This is a genomic window from Streptomyces sp. 2-1, assembly GCF_048564895.1.
GTDB classification, from domain to species: Bacteria; Actinomycetota; Actinomycetes; order Streptomycetales; family Streptomycetaceae; genus Streptomyces; species Streptomyces phaeochromogenes.
Window position 1 is genome coordinate 1 of the sequence record NZ_CP183383.1, and the last position, 21,063, is coordinate 21,063.

The 21,063-nt window shown below is 68.7% G+C and carries 16 protein-coding genes and 1 pseudogene; 4 read left to right on the forward strand and 13 right to left on the reverse strand.

From position 1 onward, the window contains the following. Positions 1-499 precede the first annotated feature (499 nt). The 5 genes from ACN20J_RS00005 to ACN20J_RS00025 all read right to left on the reverse strand — a co-directional run bounded on the left by ACN20J_RS00005 (position 500) and on the right by ACN20J_RS00025 (position 7,866). Positions 500-1,348 (reverse strand): AAC(3) family N-acetyltransferase, encoded by an 849-nt coding sequence (locus tag ACN20J_RS00005; protein WP_419664711.1) that lies wholly within the window; start codon positions 1,346-1,348, stop codon positions 500-502. A 66-nt stretch (positions 1,349-1,414) separates the two neighbouring features. Further along, entirely contained in the window at positions 1,415-3,727 is a 2,313-nt protein-coding gene (locus ACN20J_RS00010) for a tetratricopeptide repeat protein (RefSeq protein WP_419664712.1), read from the reverse strand. A gap of 644 nt (positions 3,728-4,371) precedes the next feature. After that, positions 4,372-5,103 (reverse strand): helix-turn-helix domain containing protein, encoded by a 732-nt coding sequence (locus ACN20J_RS00015; RefSeq protein WP_419664713.1) that lies wholly within the window; start codon positions 5,101-5,103, stop codon positions 4,372-4,374. Continuing rightward, entirely contained in the window at positions 5,103-7,244 is a 2,142-nt protein-coding gene (locus ACN20J_RS00020) for a hypothetical protein (protein ID WP_419664714.1), read from the reverse strand. The genes ACN20J_RS00015 and ACN20J_RS00020 overlap by 1 nt, the downstream gene beginning before the upstream one ends. Before the next feature lie 25 nt (positions 7,245-7,269). Then, on the reverse strand, positions 7,270-7,866 hold the full coding sequence (locus ACN20J_RS00025) for a helix-turn-helix domain-containing protein (RefSeq protein ID WP_419664715.1): 597 nt from the start codon (positions 7,864-7,866) through the stop codon (positions 7,270-7,272). 228 nt (positions 7,867-8,094) lie between these two features. On the opposite strand from ACN20J_RS00025, the gene ACN20J_RS00030 reads away from it, so the two are divergent. Both ACN20J_RS00030 and ACN20J_RS00035 read left to right on the forward strand, forming a co-directional pair. Next, positions 8,095-8,511, forward strand: coding sequence for a hypothetical protein (locus ACN20J_RS00030; protein ID WP_419664716.1), 417 nt, complete (start codon positions 8,095-8,097; stop codon positions 8,509-8,511). A 326-nt stretch (positions 8,512-8,837) separates the two neighbouring features. Beyond that, positions 8,838-9,959: a three-Cys-motif partner protein TcmP gene (locus ACN20J_RS00035; protein ID WP_406485813.1), complete on the forward strand. Its 1,122-nt coding sequence runs from the start codon at positions 8,838-8,840 to the stop codon at positions 9,957-9,959. On the opposite strand, the gene ACN20J_RS00040 is transcribed toward ACN20J_RS00035, so the two are convergent. Then, positions 9,931-10,686 (reverse strand): DUF5131 family protein, encoded by a 756-nt coding sequence (locus tag ACN20J_RS00040; protein ID WP_419664717.1) that lies wholly within the window; start codon positions 10,684-10,686, stop codon positions 9,931-9,933. The genes ACN20J_RS00035 and ACN20J_RS00040 overlap by 29 nt on opposite strands. 452 nt (positions 10,687-11,138) lie before the next feature. Then, a complete protein-coding gene (locus ACN20J_RS00045; protein ID WP_419664718.1) occupies positions 11,139-11,345 on the reverse strand; it encodes a hypothetical protein in 207 nt (68 codons plus the stop codon). Positions 11,346-11,912: 567 nt separating this feature from the next. On the opposite strand from ACN20J_RS00045, the gene ACN20J_RS00050 reads away from it, so the two are divergent. After that, positions 11,913-13,088 (forward strand): low temperature requirement protein A, encoded by a 1,176-nt coding sequence (locus ACN20J_RS00050; RefSeq protein ID WP_419664719.1) that lies wholly within the window; start codon positions 11,913-11,915, stop codon positions 13,086-13,088. A 61-nt stretch (positions 13,089-13,149) separates the two neighbouring features. Here the strand turns inward: ACN20J_RS00050 and ACN20J_RS00055 are convergent, their stop codons facing one another. After that, complete coding sequence (locus ACN20J_RS00055; protein WP_419664720.1) at positions 13,150-14,217, reverse strand: ferritin-like domain-containing protein; 1,068 nt, start codon at positions 14,215-14,217, stop codon at positions 13,150-13,152. Between the two features lie 436 nt (positions 14,218-14,653). On the opposite strand from ACN20J_RS00055, the gene ilvC reads away from it, so the two are divergent. Beyond that, positions 14,654-15,652, forward strand: a complete 999-nt coding sequence (gene ilvC / locus ACN20J_RS00060; RefSeq protein ID WP_419664721.1) for a ketol-acid reductoisomerase — start codon at positions 14,654-14,656, stop codon at positions 15,650-15,652. Positions 15,653-15,731: 79 nt separating this feature from the next. Here the strand turns inward: ilvC and ACN20J_RS00065 are convergent, their stop codons facing one another. The 5 genes and pseudogenes from ACN20J_RS00065 to ACN20J_RS00085 all read right to left on the reverse strand — a co-directional run bounded on the left by ACN20J_RS00065 (position 15,732) and on the right by ACN20J_RS00085 (position 20,998). After that, on the reverse strand, positions 15,732-17,150 hold the full coding sequence (locus ACN20J_RS00065; protein WP_406485820.1) for a sugar porter family MFS transporter: 1,419 nt from the start codon (positions 17,148-17,150) through the stop codon (positions 15,732-15,734). After that, positions 17,134-18,204 (reverse strand): Dyp-type peroxidase, encoded by a 1,071-nt coding sequence (locus ACN20J_RS00070; protein ID WP_406485822.1) that lies wholly within the window; start codon positions 18,202-18,204, stop codon positions 17,134-17,136. The genes ACN20J_RS00065 and ACN20J_RS00070 overlap by 17 nt, the downstream gene beginning before the upstream one ends. 56 nt (positions 18,205-18,260) lie before the next feature. Further along, the gene (locus ACN20J_RS00075; protein ID WP_419664722.1) at positions 18,261-18,797 is read right to left on the reverse strand and encodes a hypothetical protein; all 537 of its coding nucleotides are present in this window, start codon (positions 18,795-18,797) and stop codon (positions 18,261-18,263) included. A gap of 65 nt (positions 18,798-18,862) precedes the next feature. Continuing rightward, positions 18,863-19,666: an SDR family oxidoreductase gene (locus tag ACN20J_RS00080; RefSeq protein WP_419664723.1), complete on the reverse strand. Its 804-nt coding sequence runs from the start codon at positions 19,664-19,666 to the stop codon at positions 18,863-18,865. A gap of 118 nt (positions 19,667-19,784) precedes the next feature. Then, positions 19,785-20,998: pseudogene (locus tag ACN20J_RS00085) on the reverse strand (serine hydrolase domain-containing protein). Between the last annotated feature and the right edge of the window lie 65 nt (positions 20,999-21,063).

The following is a 21,063-nucleotide window of genomic DNA, read 5'->3' on the forward strand; positions in this document are numbered from 1 at the left end:
CGGCCTCGGTCTGGAGTGGGCGGCGCAGGAGGGCAGCGCGTGATGTGGGGTGCCGATGATGTGGCCGGGCTGCGGTCCGGCGGCAGGGCGAGGGGCTGAACGTGGCGCAGGTCGCGGAAGCGGAGCGGCGTGAGCGGGAGACCCGCCAGCACTGGACTCTCCCGGTGACCGTGGCCCCGTACGACGGTGACCCGGAGGACCTCGCCGAGCCGTGGGTGGCGCCGCATCACCGCTCTGCCGGACGGCCAGGACTGGCCGGTCTACAGCACGGAGCAGGACGTCCAGGGCAGCACGTGGGCGCGGGAACGCGACGCACAGCGGGAAGGCGCCCTCGCCCGCCGGGCCGCCTGGCAGATGGAGCGGCAGGACGCCCGCGATGAGCTGATGACTCAGGTGTGGCTTCCCGCCGACGCGAGCCGCCGGCTGCACGCGATCGCCGCCCGCACCGGCCTCGCTCCCGAGCAGGTCCTCGCCCAACTCGCCGACCGAGTTGGTTGCGTCATCCCAGCGAAACCGGTCCGACAGGGCCGCCGGCCACCGAGTCCCGGCAGGCGAGGCAATCGGCGTCGGCGCAATGGGTCACGCTCTGATCGGCGGTCATGACGGCGACCGCGGCGGCAAGGGCCTCCTTCGCCGGGTAGACACTCCATCGGGAACCGCCCACCCGGGCAGTGCGTGCCAGCGGCCGCAGCCACGGTTCCAGGCGTGGGAATCCCTCTGAGCACGAGCCTGTCTCCACCATGATCACTCTTCTGTCGGCGGTGCGTGCCCAGCGGATGGGCAGTTGTCGGCCGGATTGCTGTTCGGCCAGGTGGAGCGCAGTCATCCGGTTCAGTTCGACACCCAGTAGTAGTATGGCGCCGTTCCTGTCTGCCAGGGTGCGCACGGGTCCGTACACGTCAGTTGGTGTCTGCGCCACGACGAGTTCGGCGGCTTGTGGCCCGACCGCCGCGAAGGAATTGAGCGGGTGCCGGCCGCGCCTCATCGCGCCTCGGGCAAGCAGTCGGGCCGGAAGGGCGCCCATGCCTGCGTTGATGACACCGCAGTCGACGGTGTAGGAAGCCGCTGTCTCGGGCCGCGCGGCCGTCTTGTCGGGCAGGGTCGCGTAGTCGATGCCATTGCGGGCCGGGCGCATCGTGGTCGGTGGAATGACGCCGAACTGCGGTTCGGTGAACGAGGGGACCAGGACCGTGCAACCGCGGGACAGCAAGGCGTCCAGTATGGCGTCCGCCCCGCCCTCAACGGGCCTGCCGAAAGATCGAAGGGATGCGTGGACCATGACTGGCCGCCGCACCAGCGCCAGTTCGTCGATGATTGCGACGAGCTGTTCGGCGGTGATTTTCACCATGTCGCGTTCCCTTCTGTCCAGTGCGCCGCGTGCTCTGAGTGGTGTGCTGTGGGTTGTGCAGCGTTCTCAGGCGATGTGGCGTGCGTCGCTGACCTGACTGTTTGCGAGCTGCTGCAGTGCAGAGAGGGTCGCCAGCGTGTCGGGATGGTCCTCCCCAAGCGCCTGCCGTCGCGCCCGCAGAACCTTCTCGTACTCGGTCGTCGCCTGGCTCCAACGGCCTTGCAGGGCCAGGACCCAGGCCAGTTCGTGATGGGCGGACAGCGTGTGGTGGTGTTCGTCACCGAGTACCCCCAGGCGGGTCACCAGCAGTCGTCGGTACATCACCTCCGCCTCGGCGGATCGACCGCGCCTGGCCATAATCCACGCCAATTCGTGGAAAGTCGCCAACGTGTGCGGATGCTCCTCACCAAGCACCTGTCGCCGGGTCCGTAGGATGGGCCACAGCTCCGCCTCGGCATCCTCCAGCCGCCCCTGGTTCGCCAACGCCCAGCCATATTCGTGTCTGGTGAACAGAGTGGCGATGTGCTCCTCGCCCAGCGCTCTCCGAAGAGCGGGCAGCACACGCCGGTAGCCGCCCTCCGCCTCTTCCCAGCGTTTCTGGGCGGCGGCGATCCAGGCCAACTCGTGGCGAGTGACCAGCGTGTCGGGATGGTCCTCCCCGAGAAGCCGTCGACGCGCCACGAACACCTGCCGGTACATGACCTCCGCCTGGTCCAGGCGCCCCATGGAGGCCGTCTCCCACGCGAGTTGGTGGCGAAGTTGGAGGACTACAAGGTGATCCGCACCGAGGCCCGATGCGCGATCCAAAGCAGCAAGGCACAGGCTTTCGCCGACATCGACGGCTCCACTCTGGTCGATGGCACAGCTTGTGGTGCAGACGGCTGAGAGCAGCACCGCGAGGGGCTCCCGACCCAGGTGCGGAGCAACAGTGTCGAGCAGGGTGCGCAGATGCGTGCCGAGCAACCGGAAGCGTTGCCAGTCGGTGGGCGCATACGGGTTCAGGCCGGACAGGGCGGAGGTGATGAGGTCGACGGCGACTCGCCGAACGAGATCCGCGTCCGGCGCGCCCGGGCGCGCGACGGCCGACGACAGGTGGATGCGATTGGTGTCGGCCACCACCGGATGGATGACGATCTCGGTTTGTGGACCGGATGTCCGCGCCTCGATCAAGCCCAGCCTGTTGAGGCCGCGCAGCGCCTCCTCCAATTGCTCCGCGCCGTCGCCGTCCCTCTCAACGATGCGGCCGGAGGCGTGTGGCCGGAGCAGGCACTCGATCAAGTCAGCGTCGAGCAGGTCGAGCGGGATCGGGGTTACAGGGGCCCAGCAGGAGAGCAAGCGGAGTAAGGGACGGGCGTGCGGCACGCCGCATCGTGCCAGGTCGTCCAGGGAGATCTCCCACGTCCGCGTTACTACGGCGCGAGTCTCCGCCTGGGGGTCGTCCAGCAGCCGTGATCCCCCACCGCTGTCGAGGACTTGCTGGTAGGCGGCGAAGGTTCGCCACTGCGCAACAGCGGAATCCAGATACGTTCCGGCCAGATACAGCGCCAGCGGCAAACTGCCCAGCCGCTGGGCCAGCAACCGCGCCTCGGCCTCACCTCCCGCCCGGGGAGCCAGATCAAGCAGAACTTGAGCGCCGGCGTCCTCATCCACGGGACCTATCCGACATACCCTGGCATGCCTCCCCCACGTTTGCGGGTCGGAGTTCCGGCTGGTCACCATGGTCAGTCCGCGCGGCGACGGGCGTATCCAGCCGGTTCCGTCACTCACCGCCGATACGGCTCCCGCGACGGAACGCCTCCTTCTAAGCCGTCGCGCTGACGCATCCCCGGCAAGCACCTCCGGGTCGTCAGCGTTGTCGAAGATCAACAGCCATCCGGGCGGCGCCTGCTCAAGCAGCGACCAGAACCGGTCCGGGGCATCCGGCGCCCCCGACGCCATCGCCTGTAGATCGATGGGGGTGGCATCCAGCTGCCGGGCAACCGTGACCAGCCCGGCGGCGAGACTCAACTGATCCTCAGCGGAAATCCACCACACTCGTCTATTTCGACGGCCCGCCCTTCCTCCACGGGCAGCACGCTCGGCCAGCGCCACCGCCACCGTCGACTTGCCGATACCGCCCAGCCCCACCAGCACGATGGTTACCGAAGGGGGCCTGCGCATCCACCTCCCTAGCTGTCGCAGCACCTGGTCGCGACCGCGCATCTCGACCGGCAGCCGCCCGGTGGGCGGCGCCACCGACGCCCCGAACACGGTCGGCGCCCCCGGCACCGGGGCCTGACGATTGTCCACCGTCTGGACTCGTAACTGCAGCCACGCCATGCCCAGCCCGGCGCACGTCCCCAACGTGCCCACCGCACTCCACACCAGGCTCGCGTCCAACAGTTCCCCCCGAAAAGAGTGCACAGGACTCCACCGCACATGCTTCCAGCCGCTTCCTACGCACAAAACGGCGCAACGGCGCAAAGCGGGGAGCACAGAGATACACAGGCCACCTATCTTGCGGCGATCTACGCGAACATGCGCCAAAGAGTGACCGCATGCGAGGGGTACCTCGACGAGGACTGCAGGGCGGCGACGGTGGCGACGCCGCGAACGGCGGCCTGCGGAACCCGGTCCCAGAAGCACCACAGCATGCTGCCCAGCCAGCCCAGTTCACGCCACCTCGCATACCCACTACCGGATGACCAGCGGAAATATTGCTTCCGCCGAACTGCCGACGTGGTACACCCGGCTCCTCGATACGGGTGCCATCCGATTCGCGACCGCGGCACCAAGTCATGAGACGGCGCAGCTGGTCCGCAAGACCCTCCGCCGCCTGCGGCCGCTCGCGGTGGTGCTTGAGCCCACTGCGGGCCGTTGCTCGTTCGGCCAGCTCGATGCCGAGCCAGGAGGATCCGCGCCACAACATAACGGCGCTGCCGTTTGATTCCGAGTCGGTCGCGCCGCGCGATCGTCCAGCGCGGCGCATGATCGGCAACGATTGGGACGGCACGGGCGGTGGGAGTGTCCGGCTTGACGGGACTTCACCGCCCTGCCGCGGGCCGCCACGTTCGGATCTCTAGATGGAGGATGTGTGCGTCAGGTCGGATACGCCCAGTTTCTACCAGCCACTGGTGGACAGCCGCGGTGACGTCCCCGCCTGCGGAGTCCACACGTCGAGCGAAATCGGCGGCATCGTGCCCGCCTGTGTGTGCTGAGCCGTAGGAGCGTTCTTCGGTGTGGTCGGCGCGTTGGATGACGTCGCGGCGGATGCCGGGTGAGTCGGTGCGGCTGCCGGAGGGGTGCAGGTAGCCGGTCTTGGCCAGGCGAACGGTGAAGGCCAGGCGCAGCCCGCGGCGGGCGGCTTCGGCGATCAGAGGGCGCAGGCGGGCGGAGCCGGAAGCGATCGCCTGGGCTGCGACGCGGCCGGTGCCGGTTCCGGTGGGTGTGATCAGGAGGGCTTTGGTGCGGACCCGGGCGCGGGTGCCGGAGGCGGTGGTGCGGCGGGTGATGTGTCGGCTTGCGAAGGCGGTGAGTTCGGGCAGATCGGTGATGCCGCCGGTGCGGACGGCGTCCAGGACCTGCCGCAGGGCGGGGACGAAGGCGGCGCCTTTGTTCTGGGTGTAGAACTGCGAGACGAGCGAGGGGTCGCGGTCGATGATGCGGGCGATGTCGCGTTTGGTGTAGCCGGCCGTCTGGAGTTGGTCGGCCAGGCGGGCGGCCTCGTTCAACTGGCGTTGCGCTACGGGGCGGTTGCGGCGACGGCGGGGTGGCATCAGGCCTCCCCGGTGCTCTGTGCGAGGGCGGCGCGTCCGGCGTCTCGCAGGGTGAGGAGCTCTTCTTCGGTGGTGGGTGCGGATACGGGGCCTGCGAGGTGGCCTTTGAGTAGGTAGTCGCCGGGCTGGTGGTGGTAGGGCCACGCTTCGGGCTGGGTGAGGTAGAGGGCGTCGGTGCGGAAGGCGATCACGCTGCCGGGTGGGGTGTGCAGGGCGCCTGCGTGGGTGTTGTCGTCGCGGTGGCGCTGGGTGAGCAGGGCGGCGCGGGCGCCGGACCAGATCGCGGCGGCCCATTCGGGGTGGGCGTTGGGGTCCCGGCTGAAGCCGGTGGGCTTTTGCCAGGTGATCTGCTCGTCGTCGAAGCCGATGATTTCCGCGTCCGTCGGGACGTCGCGCTCCTGGGTGCGGGGGGTGGTGCCTGTGACCATGCGGGGGCGTTGGGCGAAGGAGCCGATTCCGTAGAGCAGGATGGCGCGTACGGCGCGGGAGGCGAGGTGGGCGGCGCGGGACTGCTGGCTGGCGCCCTGGAAGTGGGCCTGGGCGGTGAGGTTGGTCCAGGTCTCCTTGAGTTTTTTGGCCCAGTCGTCGAGCGGTTTGCCGTCCTCCCACAGGATGCCGTCGAGGATCTCGACCTTCCACGGGGTGATGGGGTTGGACAGGGCGGTGTGGATTTCGGGGCCGCCGGCCCAGGTGGTGAACGTGGTGCCCGGCGTGCTCGGGTAGTGCCAGGCGCGCTCGCCCGGGGCGGGGGCGGGCAGGAGGCCGACATGCTGCCAGGTGTCGGGGACGGTGACGCGCACCTGCCAGTGCCCGCATCCGTACAGGGCGCGCATCTGTTCCTTCTGCGACCAGGCGGCGAAGGTGGCCGCGGTGACGCGGCGGGGGGTGCCGACCGGGGACTTCCAGGTGTGCTTGGCGTAGGCGAAGGTCCGGTCGTACTCGACGAGTTGGGGCAGTTGGTCGGGCACGCCGGGCGGGAGGATGAGTTCGGTGCGGCCCTGGCCGGCGGTGGCGTGGAGCAGGCCGCGCAGTTCCTCGGACAGGACTGCGTAGCCCTCGGCGTACTGGCCGCGTTGGGGGATGGTGCGCGTCCACAGGTCGCGGCCGGTCTGGGACGGGGAGCCCATGACGACAGCGTCGGGCCAGTGGCGGCGCAGGGCCTGCCACAGCAGCACGAACGCGTCCCGGACGGTGGCCGGGTTATCACTGTCGACGTCGAACCACTCCCCCACCGAACGGATTTCGACGTGCTGGTCGCCGTTGTCGCGCTGGTAGCGGCCGACGGGGTGGCGGGCGTGGACGAAGTGTCCGGCCATCCGGTCGCGGCCGCGGCCTGTGTCGGTGCGCCAGCCGGGGGTGGGGGCGTTCAGCCAGGCTGCGACCGCGTCCCTCAGATAGGGATAGCGGGCGGCATCCCGGTGCCAGGGGTCCCCGGCCGTGATGTAGATCCGCTCCACGCCTTCGGGGACCGTGTCGAAGACGGCGGTGAGGATCTCGGCAGCCGTCCCTGCGCCGAGAGACAGTCGGTGGGTCTGGTTGCGGTGCACCAGCACGCCGGTGTCGGTGTCGAGAAAGACGGTGGAGCGGGCCTGCTGCGTGAAGTTCGGGCGCTGCGAGAGGAGGTTCGCCGTGTGCGTGAACCATCCCTGGCCCGCCGCGCCGTCCGGGATCGACGGCAGCGTGCGCGGGGCGCCCTGCTCCGCGGGCGCGTCGGCCGGCGGCTGGGCCGGGGCGTGCCGGGGCCGGGCGTCGGCGGGCGTCGCCTGGGCGGGGGCAGCCTCCTGCACGGGTCCGATCATGGCCGGGGCCACGGCTCCGGGCGCCTGAGCGGCGGGATGGTTCGAGCCGGCCCCGGGCTGGTCGGGGGTGGCCGGAACCTCTTCCACGGCCGGAGCCGTCTCCGGGACGTCTGCGGCGAGGCCGTCGGGGGCCAGGGCGGGCACCAGGGCGACGATCTCGGCCAGGCTCAGTCCGGCTGCCGGGGCGATCCGCTCGGCCTTCGCCCTGTCGTATATGGCCAGGAGCCCGATCTGCTTGTCCCGCTGCGCCTCCAGCCGCGCCAGAGTCGCCCGGGCCTTCTTGATCTCGTCCCGCAGGCCGCGCAGGTCGGCGAGAGCGGCGGTGTAGCTCTGTGCGTCCATCAGGTTCCTTGTCCGGACGGCGGGTTCAGTCGGCGGTGTTCGTGGAGACGTAGGCGATCGCACCGCCCGAGTGTGAGGCAAGTGTGCTGCCCAGCAGTAGATCGGCGAGCATACGGTCCGCCCTGGCACTGGCGGTCACATGCGTGACGGGGGTGGCCAGGTCGGTGACGTACCCGGCCAGCCGGGCATGAGGGAAGGCGTGGCGGCCCTGGGCATTCCTCTCCCAGGTTTCCAGGCCTGTCAGGACGGCCACCACGTAGCCCGACAGGGTCACCGGCAGGACCCCGGCGGCCGCCACGCTCGCCGCGTCGCAACGCCACCAGCCACGCAGCGCCTTCAGGAGGTCGTCGGGGGCGAGGGAGGCTGCGAAGCCGATCCAGCTCCGGTCCGGTTCCTGTACCGGCTTGGCCGCATCGACCCGCAGGACAGCGCACTCCGAAGCGCCCAGCTGGTCCAGCGGGGCGTGACGGCGCCGGCTGAGGGCCTGGACCACGTCAAGCGGGACCATGACGCGCACACCACGTCGGGACAGGCCCGGCAGCAGTCCGGCACGCACCAGGCGGCGGAAGGTAGTGACGGCACAGCCGAGCTCTTCGGCGGCCTGTCCGGTTGTCAGCAGCACCCCACTCCCCCAAATGCAAGATCTGATATCTGATTCGGCATGTACGCTACTGGATCTACTGAGGGTCCGTCAAAGCACCACTTCAGGCTCAAGGGCCGTCTCCGGCCCGCCGCGGTCCGCGCGCGACGGGACGGACGCTGGTCGTCCCATCGCCCAAGACGCTGTCGGCGCTGCGTCACGGTTGAGCCGCGTCGGGCACGCCACGAGAGCACGGGATAGATTGCCGCTGTGTCCGGCTCAGATCCCGATTCCTACGCGGCGTTGTATCGCCTGCGGTACACCCAGCGACTGCCGGGCGAACTGACGGAGCTGACCGGGCCTGTGCACGGCGTCGTCGACCTGCCCCTGCACGTGGTCTGGTCAGGGCTACGCAGCTTCGACCTGGACCGGCCACGCCAGCGCATGAGCCTTTACCGGACAGTGCTGGCCGAAGGCCAGCACGAGGACCTGTGCCGCTATCTCAACCACCGCCTGCTGCTGCAGCTGTGGCCGGTGCTGCGTTCCCTGATCGGGCGCCCCGTACGGGAAGTATGGGAGGAGGCGTTCCCTCCGCTGCGCGCGGCTGCGGACGAAGGCGACAAGCAGTCCGCACTCCTGTCTCCGGAGTCCAGCGCGGCAGAGGATCCGCCTGAGCAGGCCAAATAGCGATCTGCCGGAGGCTACGAGAGTCTGGGCAGGACGTCGCTATCTCGACATGCGCCTGTCCGGACTGACACATAGCGCGTGCCCAGCCGCATTGCCGCACCAGCGCGCTGCACCGCCGGATCTAATCGGCCGGAATGTGCCTGAACTTCGTGGACACCACGCTGCGGCGTAGCGCTGACACCACTTCAGCCGACTGGACGCCCTGCTCTCCCGCGGCTGATACGCGGTCTTTACGCTGAACGTTGTTGCGCTCACCATCTGTTACCAGGGGATGCGGCTGGCACGTGCCAGCCGCCGCCCGTGGCGATCCTGAACAGGGGGCAGGGATGGGCGTCTTATGGAAGCTGGAGCCGGCGACCGCGGCCAAGCACCGGTTGTACCAGCGGTACCTGGACGCCTGGTGGCCAATCCTGCTGCAGACCTCCCAGAGCACCGGCTACTCCCGACCCCGGGTCACACTCCTGGACGCGTTCGCCGGCCCGGGCCGCTACGAGGACGGCGAGCCGGGCTCACCGGTGTTCATTCTGGACCGCCTACTCAGCCATGACGCGGTCGACCGCATGCACCTCAGCCCCCGGCGGGTGCATTTGATATTCATCGAGAAGGACCGCGCGCGCCACGAGCACCTCGTGGCGGAACTTATCTCCCGCTTCGGGCCGCTCAAGGATCTACCGGTACGGGTGGAGGTCCGGCGCGGTGAAGCGGGCCGCGACAGCCTCGCAGTCCTCAATGAGCTCGGAGCCTGGGGCAACCCGATCCTGGGGATCTTCGACAGCTGGGGCAGCGTCAACGTGCCGTTGCAGGTGATGTCCCGCATCGCCCGCAACCGCTCCAGCGAAGTCATCACCACCTTCGGACCCAACTGGTTCAGCCGCCGCGAGGAGCTCAACGCCGACATCCTCGACACGGTCTTCGGCGGCCGCGGCTTCTGGACCGCGGCCGCCGACGAACTGCGCCCCGACGAGAAGTGGCGCGCGTGGCTGCACACCTACCGTGACGCGCTGCGCCGGGCCGGCTTCGGCTACCAGCTGCAGTTCGAACTCGTCCCCCGCACCGGGCAGCCCCTCTACCTCGTCTTCGGCACCGGCAGCGCCGCAGGCCTGAAGGCGATGAAGGACGCCATGTGGAAGGTCGACGACCTCGATGGCGAGAGCTTCCGCGACCCCCGCACCCGAGGCGCCAAGGCAGACGGCCAGCTCGACCTGTTCCAGGCCGCAGGTCTGATCGACGACGAGCTTGCCGAACTGGTCACCCAGCGCCTCAGTACCGGGGCCACCACCGTGGAGGCAATCGGCGAGTGGCTACTGACGGAGACCGCCCGATGGATGCCGAAGCACGCCTTGAAGGCGGCCCGGCAGATGCGGCAGGACGGCCTGATCGCCGTCCAGTCCCCGGGCAAGCTCACGACGAAGAGCCGGATCAGCCTGCAGGCACAGGTTCGGGCATAGGCATCTGGTCCCAGGTCCGTCCCTGAAGATGCCGGCCGGACGCCTTCGGGGTCCGACCGCCCCACTGCTTGAAGAAGAAGGCGACATCGGCCTGCAGGCAGGCGTCCCGGATCCCCGTGACCCACTCCTGCTCCATCGGGCGGAAGCGGGGGCCGGACTCGCCTCCAGCGATCACCCAGTGAATGCCCGTCAGGTCCAGCCCGTCCAAAGACCCCAGCAACGGCTCGCACGACAGGAACCGCACCGCGGCCGGAACCTGCCGCAGGTCGTCGATGCGCGGCAGTTCCTTCGCGCTCTCCACGGACACCCCCATCCACAGGTTGGCCGGCCACTCCAGCCGGTCGGCGACCTGCCGCAGCCGACGCGCCCGCTTCGTGAGCACCTGATAAGTGTGCTGCGGGGTCTGCGCGATGACGTCGAAGACCTGCTCGACGTAGTCCAGCGGGACGCGGGCGTGGAAGAGATCCGACATCGAGTTCACGAACACCGTGCGCGGCGCCTTCCAGCCCAGCGGCACGCGCAGCGCGTCCGGGTGCACGGTCAGGTCGAAGCCGGGACCGGAGGTGCGGGGGTCGCCGTCGTTCTGGTACTTCGCCGACCCCATGGCCTTGAGCCGCTTCGCCAGCGTCAGCGCGTAGCAGTTGTCGCATCCGTCCGAGACCCGGTCGCAGCCGGTCGTGGGATTCCACGTCGCCTCGGTCCACTCGATCGAACTGCGGTCACTCACCCGTCGGCTCTCCATCCCCTGCAGTCGCGGCCGCCCGCAGGCCTGGCCGCACAGCCCGTCGCGTGTCCAACGAGCCATCGGGCCGCCAGACATCGGCATCCAACCACCCGCCACCGCAGACCGTCACAGCTTCCCTTGAATAGAACGCGTGTACCCTTTTTGCGGTAGTGCGCACGATACGAACCAGCCATTCACCTCGGGCACCGCACTTCTTCGACTATGCCCCGGAGAACGACGAGACCGCACCTACGACGCCGTGGCCGTCGAGTCATTGAACGACTCGAAGAGGGACCTCGCGCCGTGCAGGCGGGCAGGCCGCAGCAGCATCCACCCGCCTGCAGGCACGCCGGTTTGCGGTCTTCAGTACCGCCTGTTTCTCGTGCGGCGGCCATCCGGCGCCAGCTCCTGCCGCCGCCTGGCGCGTCCAGCCGGGACAGCGGCTCCAAGGCCTGTCAGCAGCCCAGCCGCCCGGTGTGGTCCAGACCCTTGTCGAGATCAACCTCTTGGCCATCACCGAGCGGGCCGCCGCACGTGGGCGTGGTCCGAACACGTACCGCCGCAGCGAGCCGCCAGGAGAGCAGATCGCTGCGCAACGCTGTCGCCTCGTAGCGGAGTCGAAAGATGTGAGCGTGGCTGTCGTCCATCCAGTACACCGTCATGGCGGACAGCCTGCTCTGCTTCACCCATCTGGTACGGGCGGACGTGCCTGTCCTGATCGATGACCCACGCCTCGACGTGTTTCGGCAGTCCGAACGTCAGCGTGTAGGCATCCGGTTTTGTCGACCCTATCCGCCTGGTGCGGCAGCGGCCCGCTGCACGTCGGCTGGGCTCGATCCCTGCCCATAGCGGTGGGCCGCCCTACACCATCCCTTCGTGCGCGGCGTCGGTGGTCGGCCCCATGGCGGTTACCGCCGAGCCGTCTATCGGCATGCCGGGCACAGGTTGTCGTCGTTGTACTCGTAATCAAAGAACTGACCTCGGCCTCTCCTCTGCTTCGGACACGCCAGGTCCGTGGTGGAGTGTGTCGTCACTGCCATGAGAGGCGGGGTGATGAGCGGTGACGCCTTCGCCCACCGAAGGTCTGTCACAAATTCTCGCCGGGCCCGGTCGTAGACAACGGGCCCCGGCCGACACAACCCCCTTCGGACGGTTCTCGTCGCCAGCGGCCCTCCCGCCCTCCTCGCACGCCGTTCCCGATGCTGTTCCGCCCGAGAGATCAGGACGCCATGAGTCAGTCCACGCACACGTTCACCGCCTGGTACCGGCCGATGCTCGCCCGCCATGCCGGTGAGGAGCATCGTGCCGCCAGCGCGCTGGAGTTGTTCTTCGACCTTTGCTTCGTTGCCGCTGTCGCCCAGGCGTCGTCGGCGTTCGAGCATGAGATGGTCTCGGGCCATTCGGGGCGTGGTCTGCTGGGTTACGCGCTCGTGTTCTTCGCGATCTGGTGGGCCTGGATGAACTTCACCTGGTTCGCGGCGGCTTATGACACGGATGATGTCCCGTACCGTCTTCTGACGCTGATTCAGATCATCGGTGCCCTGATCGTGGCTGCGGGAGCCGCTGAGGCCCTGGAGCACGGGGACTTCACCGTCATCACCTGGGGCTACGTGGTGATGCGGCTGGCCATGGTCAGTCAGTGGCTGCGCGCCGCCTGCACGGACCGGGAACGCCGGCGCACCGCGCTGCGGTACGCCGTGGGCATCCTGGTCCTGCAGGTCGGCTGGCTGGTGCGGCTGGCTCTGCCGGTCGACGGCGGGACAGCCACGTTCGCCGTCCTCGCCGCCTTGGAACTCGCGGTGCCGGTCTGGGCCGAGCGTGCCGAGGGCACCACCTGGCATCCACAGCACATAGCCGAGCGCTACGGTCTGTTCACTTTGATCGTGCTCGGCGAGTCCGTCATGGCCGCCAGCCTCGCCGTCGGTACCGCTCTGGACACCCACAAGAACCTCGGCTCCATCCTGCCCATCGCGCTGGGCGGGCTGCTGACCGTCTTCGCGCTGTGGTGGATGTACTTCGCCCAGGACGCGCCGCGCCGTCTCAGGACACAGAAGACGGCGATGCTGTGGGGCTACGGGCACTACGTCGTTTTCGCCGCCGCGGCTGCTGTCGGCGCGGCGCTCGCGGTCAACGTCGCCCACGTCACCGGCAGCCGTACGCTCACCAGCGTCCAGGCCGCGGCTGTCTACACGGTGCCCGTCGCCCTCTTCGTCACCTGTGTGTGGCTGCTGCACCGACGGGCCGCTCAGTTGTCCACGGCGGCCAACGTTCTTCCGCCTGTCGCGGCTCTGGCCATCCTCTCCTCGACGGTCACACCCTTCCCCGTACTGGGCACCGGCATCATCGCTTCCCTGCTCATCGCGGGCTCGCTCGTCCTCGTGCGGCACGAAGGTTCCGACGCCTGAGGGCGCCCCGCGTCGGTCGGAGCGCCCTCAGTACCCTGCCTCGGAGCGTCAACAGTGCGCGCTAGACCCGGTCTTCGGGGGCGATGTACTCAAAGGTCGGGCCGGCCGCCAGGCCGTCATCGTCCTGCATCGCCATCAGGCTCTGCGCCTGGCCCTTGGCCGCGTACATCGTGCCCACGGACATGCCCAGCATCGCCGGGTTGCCGTTGAAGGCCTGCTCCAGCATCTGCAGCATCTTGCAGTACGTCTGGTTGAACGTCTCCTGTGCGGTGCGGATCGCGCTGCCCTCGGGGTGGTCCGCCAACCGCTGGTTGGGGCGCAGGGGCCGGACTCCGGCCAGGTCCACGGTCACCGGGTCGCCTGTGGGACCGGATTCCGGTGTGTCGCCCGGCTGATAGCGGCGCCCCACCGCGAGCTCCTGGAACCGGTAGTAGTGGGAGACGGCCTTGGTCTCGGGGTGGAACAGGTCCTTGTCCCCGTCCCAGACGTCGGCGCGTGCCGCGCCCTCCCCCTGTTCGACGATCTCCTCCAGCGCCGCGAGTGCGGTGTTCAGGTCGGTGACGGGGGCGAGGTGGCCCGCCGTGTGAGCGAACGGGCCGCCGGAGACCTGCCGGGCGGGGTCGCCGGTGAAGACCCGCTCCTCGCCCAGTTCGGCGCACAGGTCCCGCAGGCCCTTCTCGACCGCGTCGTAGAACTGCCCGATCGTCTCGTAGTTGTCGCCTTCCGCCGGGTCTCCGGGGTGCGCGGGCTGTTCGAGGCGGAGGAACATGCCGAGGGCTTCCTTGCCGAACGGCAGGAGCGACAGCTCGATGGAGGGGTCGGCGTGCGGCATGGTCCGCGGATGCGGCGGCAGCATCTGCGGTGTGTCCAGGCGCGGTTCGCCGCCGACCGCGTTCAGCAGGTTCGCGACCAGGGCGAGATGGATCATCTCCTCGACGAACACGCCGCTGATCAACTGGGCGGCGTCCGCGTTGCGTTCGGGGTCGAGGGAGTAGAGCGCCGTCAGGTACGGCGGCAGTGTGGAGTGCTCGATCTCGATCGCCCACTGCAGGTGCCTGCGTAGGTCTTCCAGGGTCGCGATGCCGGTCGTCGCAGCGGCGGCGAGCGTGGTGGACTGGTCCTGGGGCATGGCGGAAAGCTCATTTCTGCTGGTCGGCGTAAGGGGTGCTCATGCAGCGGCCGCCGGCTGAACGCCGCCGTCCTCACGGAGCGGAGAACGGGCCGGCCGTCCACGGCGGTGCGGGCACACCCTCTGAGGTCAATCCACTGACCGGCGAGTCGGAGCATCTGTGACATGCGCAGGTGCTGGCCTGATGTCACCACCCATGACACTGTCCGCAACATTCCACACTGATTCGATGCACAGCGAACGTGAAATAGTGTCAGTGTTCACGGGTGGCGGGCCTGCGCGCTGTGGCATCCGGGCGCTGGTGGCGGAGGGACAACTTCCCCTCCAGGCCTTCCTCGCCTGTTCCTTTGTGTTCCCGCTCTTCCGGGAGGCCGTGCTCATTCGCAGCTTGGTTTCGGCTGACGTGCCCGAGGAGTCGTCAAGAAAGGTGTGTTCCATGGCTGAGCTGTTTTACGATGCGGACGCCGATCTGTCCCTCATCCAGAACCGCAGAGTCGCGGTCATCGGCTACGGCAGCCAGGGCCACGCCCATGCGCTGTCCCTGCGGGATTCCGGCGCCGACGTGCGCGTCGGCCTGCACGAGGGCTCCGCGTCCAGGGCCGTGGCCGAGGAGCAGGGTCTGCGGGTGGTGACGGTGGCCCAGGCCGCCGCCGAAGCCGACGTCATCATGATCCTCGTACCGGATCCCCTCCAGGGCGAGATCTACGAGGAGCACATCGCCCCGCATCTCAGGGACGGCGACGCGTTGGTCTTCGGCCACGGGTTCAACATCCGGTACGGCTTCGTCAAGCCGCCGGCCGGCGTGGATGTCTGCATGGTCGCTCCCAAGGGCCCGGGCCATCTGGTGCGCCGTCAGTACGAAGAGGGCCGCGGCGTTCCGTGTCTGGTGGCCGTCGAGCAGGATGCGACCGGTCAGGCGCTGGCGCTGGCGCTGTCCTATGCGAAGGGCATCGGCGGCACCCGTGCCGGTGTCATCAGGACGACCTTCACCGAGGAGACCGAGACGGATCTCTTCGGCGAGCAGGCCGTTCTCGCCGGCGGTGTTTCCGCCCTGGTGAAGGCCGGTTTCGAGACGCTGACCGACGCCGGCTACCAGCCGGAGATCGCGTACTTCGAGTGCCTGCACGAGCTGAAGCTCATCGTGGACCTCATGTACGAGGGCGGCCTGGAGAAGATGCGCTGGTCGATCTCGGAGACGGCCGAGTGGGGCGACTACGTCACCGGCCCGCGGATCATCACCGATGCCACCCGGGCCGAGATGAAGAAGGTCCTCGCCGAGATCCAGGACGGCACCTTCGCCCGTGAGTGGATGGCCGAGTACCACGGCGGTCTGAAGAGATACCACGCCTACCGGAAGCAGGACTCCGAACTGCTGCTGGAGACCACCGGCAAGGAACTGCGCAAGCTCATGAGCTGGGTCGACGAGGAGGCGTAGGTCGCGCGCCGCGGACGGGGCCGGGCTGTGCCTCCCCGTCCGCGGCGGCCCGTTCCGGGCCGCGGTACGCAGGTCGGATTCAGCCCATTTCCTCGAGTGCCTTGCCCTTCGTCTCCTTGACGAACTTCAGGACGAAGGGAATGGATAGCGCGGCGAAGAGCGTGTAGATCACGTACGTGCCGGAGAGGTTCCAGTCGGCCAGCGAAGGGAAGCTCGCCGTGATGGCCCAGTTGGCGATCCACTGCGCGGAGGCGGCGACTCCGAGGGCGGCGGCGCGGATCCGGTTGGGGAACATCTCGCCGAGCATGACCCAGACGATGACGCCCCAGGAAAGGGCGAAGAAGAGGACGAAGGCGTGGGCGGCTATCAGGGCGACCCATCCCTGGCCGGCCGGAAGTTCGCCGTCGACCGAGCGGGCGGAGAACGCCCACGCCTCCAGCGCCAGGGCGGCGGCCATGCCGACCGAGCCGACGATGGCCAGCGGCCTGCGCCCGACCCGGTCGACGAAGATCATCGCGATCATCGTGCCGACGATGTTGATGATCGACGTCGTGAACGAGTAGAAGAACGAGTCGGTCGGGTCGACGCCGACGGACTGCCACAGCGTCGAGGAGTAGTAGAACGCGACGTTGATGCCGACGAACTGCTGGAAGATCGACAGTCCGATGCCGACCCAGACGATCGGCTTGAAGAAGAAGCCGCCGGCGCGCAGGTCCGCGAAGGTCGATCTCTCCTCCCCTCGCATGGCCGTCTCAATCTCGGCGACGCGGGCATCGAGGTCGATCCCGTCGCCCTCGACCTCTTCGAGGATGCGGCGCGCCTTCTCGTGATGGCCGATGGAGATCAGGAAGCGAGGGGACTCCGGTATCGCGAAGGACAGCAGTCCGTAGAGCACGGCCGGAACCACCATCACGCCGAGCATGACCTGCCAGGCCTCGATGCCCAGCAGCTTGCCCCGCTGGTCGCCGCCCGCTGCGTTCAGCAGGCCCCAGTTGACCAGTTGGGAGATCGCGATACCGATGACGATGGCGGCCTGCTGGAAGGAGCCGAGCCGGCCGCGGTAGGCGGGCGGGGAGACTTCGGCGATGTAGGCCGGGCCGATCACGGAGGCCATGCCGATGGCGATCCCGCCGATGACCCGCCACATCGCCAGGTCCCACAGGGCGAAGGGCAGGGCGGAGCCGATGGCGCTGACAGTGAAGAGGACCGCGGCGATCTGCATGCAGCGGATCCGGCCGATGCGGTCGGCGATCCGGCCGGCGGTCGCCGCGCCGATCGCACAGCCGATCAGGGCGATGGCGATGACCTGGGCCAGCACCGCCGAACCGACGTCGTACCGGTCCCGGATGGCCTCGACCGCGCCGTTGATGACGGAACTGTCGTAGCCGAAGAGGAAGCCGCCCATCGCGGCCGCGGCCGCGATGGAGACGACGTGGGCGAGAGGGGCGGGGTGAGCCGCCTGGGCTGGCGACGGGGGTGTCTCAGCGGTGCTGGTCACATGAACTCCTTGTGCCACTGGTCTGGGAGCGCGGTGTCTCGTCCTGAAGACCGGTGGGGCCCGGACGGTGTGACACGGTTGCGTCGGCCGATCGGTTCTGGCTGTCCGGGAGTTCGGGCAGGTCCTCCAGGAAGTCCGCGGACGGCGTGAAGAACAGGGCGCCCGTGACTGCGGTGGAGAAGTCCAGGATCCGGTCGTGCGACACCGTTTCCGTGCCCAGGAACATGCGCTCCAGCATCGTCTCGGTGACTTCGGGGCTGCGGGCGTACCCGATGAAGTACGTACCGAACTCCTCGGTGCCCACCGTGCCGAACGGCATGTTGTCGCGGAGGATCTCCCTCTCGGTGCCGTCCGCGTCCGTCACGGTGGTGAGGGCGACGTGGGAGTCCGGCGGTTTGACGTCCTCCGCCAGTTCCACGTCGGAGAGTTTCCGTCGGCCGATCACCCGCTCCTGGGCTTCGACCGGCAGGGCTTCCCAGGCGTCGAGGTCGTGGAGGTACTTCTGCACCACCACGTAACTGCCGCCTGCGAAGCCGGGATCCTCCTCCCCTACGAGCACGGCGGCCTGTGCCTGGGCACCCGTGGGGTTCTCCGTGCCGTCGACGAACCCGAGGAGGTCTCGTTCCTCGAAGTACTGGAAGCCGTGTACTTCGTCCTGCACCGTGACCGCTCCGCGCAGTCGGCTCATGATCTCGGTGGCGAGGGCGAAGCACAGGTCCTGTCGCGCGGCGCGTATGTGGAACAGTAGGTCGCCAGGGGTGGCGACGGCTCGGTGCCGCGAGCCGTGCAGTTCCTTGAAGGAGCGCAGACGGGCCGGGCGTTCTCCGGCGAACAGGCGGTCCCAGGCGTGGGACCCGACGCCGGTCACACAGCTGAGCAGGCCGTCGGGGTGGGCGCGGAACCCCACGGCACGTTCCAGTGAGCCGATGTCCGGGAGGAGTTCGCGAACGGTCCTCTCGCCGCCTTCGTCAATCGTGACGACCAGGAAGATCGCCGCACTGGTCAGTGGAGACAAGATCGTCTGAGGCACGGGTTCCTCGACCCCTCCGGACATGGTCATCACTTTCGGCTGCGGCAGCGGTGGTGGGCGGACTCAGCGCCAGGGGGCGCTCAATGGCTCAGTCGATCGGTTCGGGACAGTTCGCGCGCTTCCTCGCGCGTCAGGGGACGCGGTGTGGCCGCCGCCGCGATGGCTAGCGAGCGCCCCTCATCCAGCACCCCGCGCGCGTGCAACTCCTCCAGAAGTTCCGCCAGCGCCCGGGAGTTCGCCATGACCCTTTCCGCGGTCCGGGCGAGGAACGGCTGGTCGACCAGGTCGGGCACCTCGGCCTCCTGAACCTCCTGGACCTCCTGGACCTCCTGGACCTCCATCCGGTAGATGCAGATCTCGCGGCGGCGGCCCGTCGAGACTTTGCTCCAGCCGTCCAGGACGCGCCATCGCCCCTCGCTCCCGCGAAGGTGCGGTCCCTCGGCCGTGGCGGCCGCCTGGAGTTCGGCCTCCAGCTCCTGGTGCCGCTCGTCCGGCACATGCAGTTCCAGGGCGAATCGGCGCAGGGGCCGTCCGCTGTGAATGGACGTGTCCGAGGGCAGCTGTGCGGCGGCGAGTTCGCGCATCGCACCGAGCAGCTCAATGTCCAGTGTCGTCATCTGTGGCTCTCTTCTGGCGTAGGGGCGGTTCTGTGGTGTCGCAGGCAGGCGGTCGCCGTGCCGGGTCAGGAACTGACCTCGGGCGCGGGGCGGCCGGCGAGCCATTCCCGGTAGCTGGTCTGCGCGACGAAGGCGCCGGCGCCCGGAAGAAGGTCCACGGGGCGCGGACGGGCGCCGAAGAAGGGGCTGCGGGCGTGTGTGCGGACGGGCCGGCAGTCCGCGTCCGTCGCAAGGGCGATACGTATGAACCGGTCCAGCCCGAACTGTTCGGGACCGGCGATCTCACGCACTCCGCCCAGGGGCCGGGACACCGCGATGTGCGCGAGGTACATCGCCACGTCCGTCAAAGACACCGGCTGCACCCTCAGCGCTGGCACCTGGACGACTCCGTCCTCGGTGGCCGTGTCCGCGATTCCCTCGGCGGCCTCGAACAACTGTGTGCTGCGGAGGATGGAGTAGGAGGTGCCGGAGCACTCGATCATGGCTTCCCGCGCCTGCAGCGCCCGGAAGGCGCCTTCACCTTGCACCCGGTCCACGCCGACCGCGGAAAGGCACACATGGTGTCGCACCCCGCCGGCGATCGCGGCACGGAGGAGTCGGCCGGTGGAGCTGAGCCACGAACCGAGGTGAGCCGCCTCGTCCCCGGCCTGACCGTTCCTCGTCGGGAACGTGCCGGTGGCCGGGCACGGTTGATGAGCGAGATCGATCACCACCGCACAGTCGTGCAGGGCGTCGGCGACCTCCTCCGGCGTGAGGGAGTCGAGCCCCATGGGCGCCGAGACCATGCCCACCTCGTGCCCGTGGTCTCTGACCCACAGAGCTGTCTCGACGCCCATGAGTCCGCCGTCGTCGAACACCACGACCTTCATGCCACAACCTCCTCTTGCGACCGGCCTCGCGGGCGGACCGTGCCGGTGCGGGAACGCCCGGGTCGGCTGAGGGGTTTGACCGGGCTGGTGCCCGATGTGTGACACCTGGGGTCGTGGCTCAGGGGCGCGGGACCTGGGGAGCGATGTCCCCGGTGACCGGCTGGCCGGCAGAGCGGGTGGTCTTGCTCTTGGCGACCGGGTCGACGCGGCAGAACGCGGCTTCCAGCGTGCCCCCGAGCACGGTGTTTACGGTGTCGTTGTTGGACGTGTTCGCCATGGACGTCATGCTGCGTCTGCCGTCGTTCGTGGTGAAGGCGTAGGTGTAGTGGCCCTGGACGGTGCCGGTGGGGCCGTAGACCGTCACGCCGCAGGACAGCTTCCTGCCGCGCAGTCCCAGCCCGTAGGACTGGGTGCCGTCCGCGTTCACCGGGACCATGCTCATCATGGCCTGCAGTTGCGGCCTCGGAACCAGCTTGCCGGTCGCCACGGCGCCGAAGAACCGGTTCAGGTCCGCCGCACTCAAGATCACGGCTCCGGCGGACTGGGCCCAGCAGGCGGTCTGCTCGGTGGCGTCCACCAGCGGCAGCGTGGCGTCGTCGTCACGGACGTAGCCCCGCGCCTAGGCGCCGGTGAGGGTCGTTCGCGGATGCACGTACGAGGTGTTCTTCAGGCCGGGCGGCTGGAAGATCCGCTGATCGTAGTGCGTGGCCATCGGCACACCCGTGACGTGCTCGATCAGCTCGCCCAGGACCACGAAGTTGGTGTTGGAGTAGCTGTAGGCGGCCCCCGGCGCGTTGGTGAGCTGGTGTGCGGTCGAGAGGTCAATGAGTTCCTGGTACGTGAACACCTTGTTCCGGACCGTCTCGAAGCCAGGAACAGTGTGATAGAACATGTCATTCGTATCGTCCCACAGGCCGCTGCGGTGGCTCAGCAGATGCCGCACCGTGATCCGGTCGTCCGGCAGCGGCTCGGCGAGGTAGTCGTTCGCGGGCGCGTCGAGGTCGATGCGCCCCTCGGCGACGAGTTACATCAGCACGACGGTGGTAAAGCTCTCGGTGACGCTGCCGACGCGGAACCTGCGGTCGGCGTCCATCGCAGTGCCGGAGGCGGTATCCGCCTTGCCCGGGGAGATCCGGTAGCGGGACGTACCGGAGTCGATACGGGTGAGCGCGCCGGACGCTCCGTCGGCCATCGCCTGCTTCTGGACGGCCAGTACGCCCGCGGCCGACGGGGCGGGAAGGGTGGTTGTGGGGCGGCGCCCGCGGGCGTCACGGCCACGGCGGCCATCACGACGGCGCCTGCGAGCACGGTGCTCGCGTTCCTGATGCGCATCCAGTTCCTTGTGACGTGATCGGGTGGAGACACTCACGGCACGGCACCCAGGCAGAAGCGGTCCT

Coding starts and splice junctions, on each gene's coding strand:
- ilvC (WP_419664721.1), top strand. CDS start 14,654: ATGGCTGAGCTGTTTTACGATGCGGACGCCGATCTGTCCCTCATCCAG.
- ACN20J_RS00075 (WP_419664722.1), bottom strand. CDS start 18,797: ATGACGACACTGGACATTGAGCTGCTCGGTGCGATGCGCGAACTCGCC.
- ACN20J_RS00005 (WP_419664711.1), bottom strand. CDS start 1,348: ATGGTGAAAATCACCGCCGAACAGCTCGTCGCAATCATCGACGAACTG.
- ACN20J_RS00055 (WP_419664720.1), bottom strand. CDS start 14,217: ATGCCCCAGGACCAGTCCACCACGCTCGCCGCCGCTGCGACGACCGGC.
- ACN20J_RS00015 (WP_419664713.1), bottom strand. CDS start 5,103: ATGCCACCCCGCCGTCGCCGCAACCGCCCCGTAGCGCAACGCCAGTTG.
- ACN20J_RS00020 (WP_419664714.1), bottom strand. CDS start 7,244: ATGGACGCACAGAGCTACACCGCCGCTCTCGCCGACCTGCGCGGCCTG.
- ACN20J_RS00045 (WP_419664718.1), bottom strand. CDS start 11,345: ATGACGGTGTACTGGATGGACGACAGCCACGCTCACATCTTTCGACTC.
- ACN20J_RS00035 (WP_406485813.1), top strand. CDS start 8,838: ATGGGCGTCTTATGGAAGCTGGAGCCGGCGACCGCGGCCAAGCACCGG.
- ACN20J_RS00080 (WP_419664723.1), bottom strand. CDS start 19,666: ATGAAGGTCGTGGTGTTCGACGACGGCGGACTCATGGGCGTCGAGACA.
- ACN20J_RS00050 (WP_419664719.1), top strand. CDS start 11,913: ATGAGTCAGTCCACGCACACGTTCACCGCCTGGTACCGGCCGATGCTC.
- ACN20J_RS00070 (WP_406485822.1), bottom strand. CDS start 18,204: ATGTCCGGAGGGGTCGAGGAACCCGTGCCTCAGACGATCTTGTCTCCA.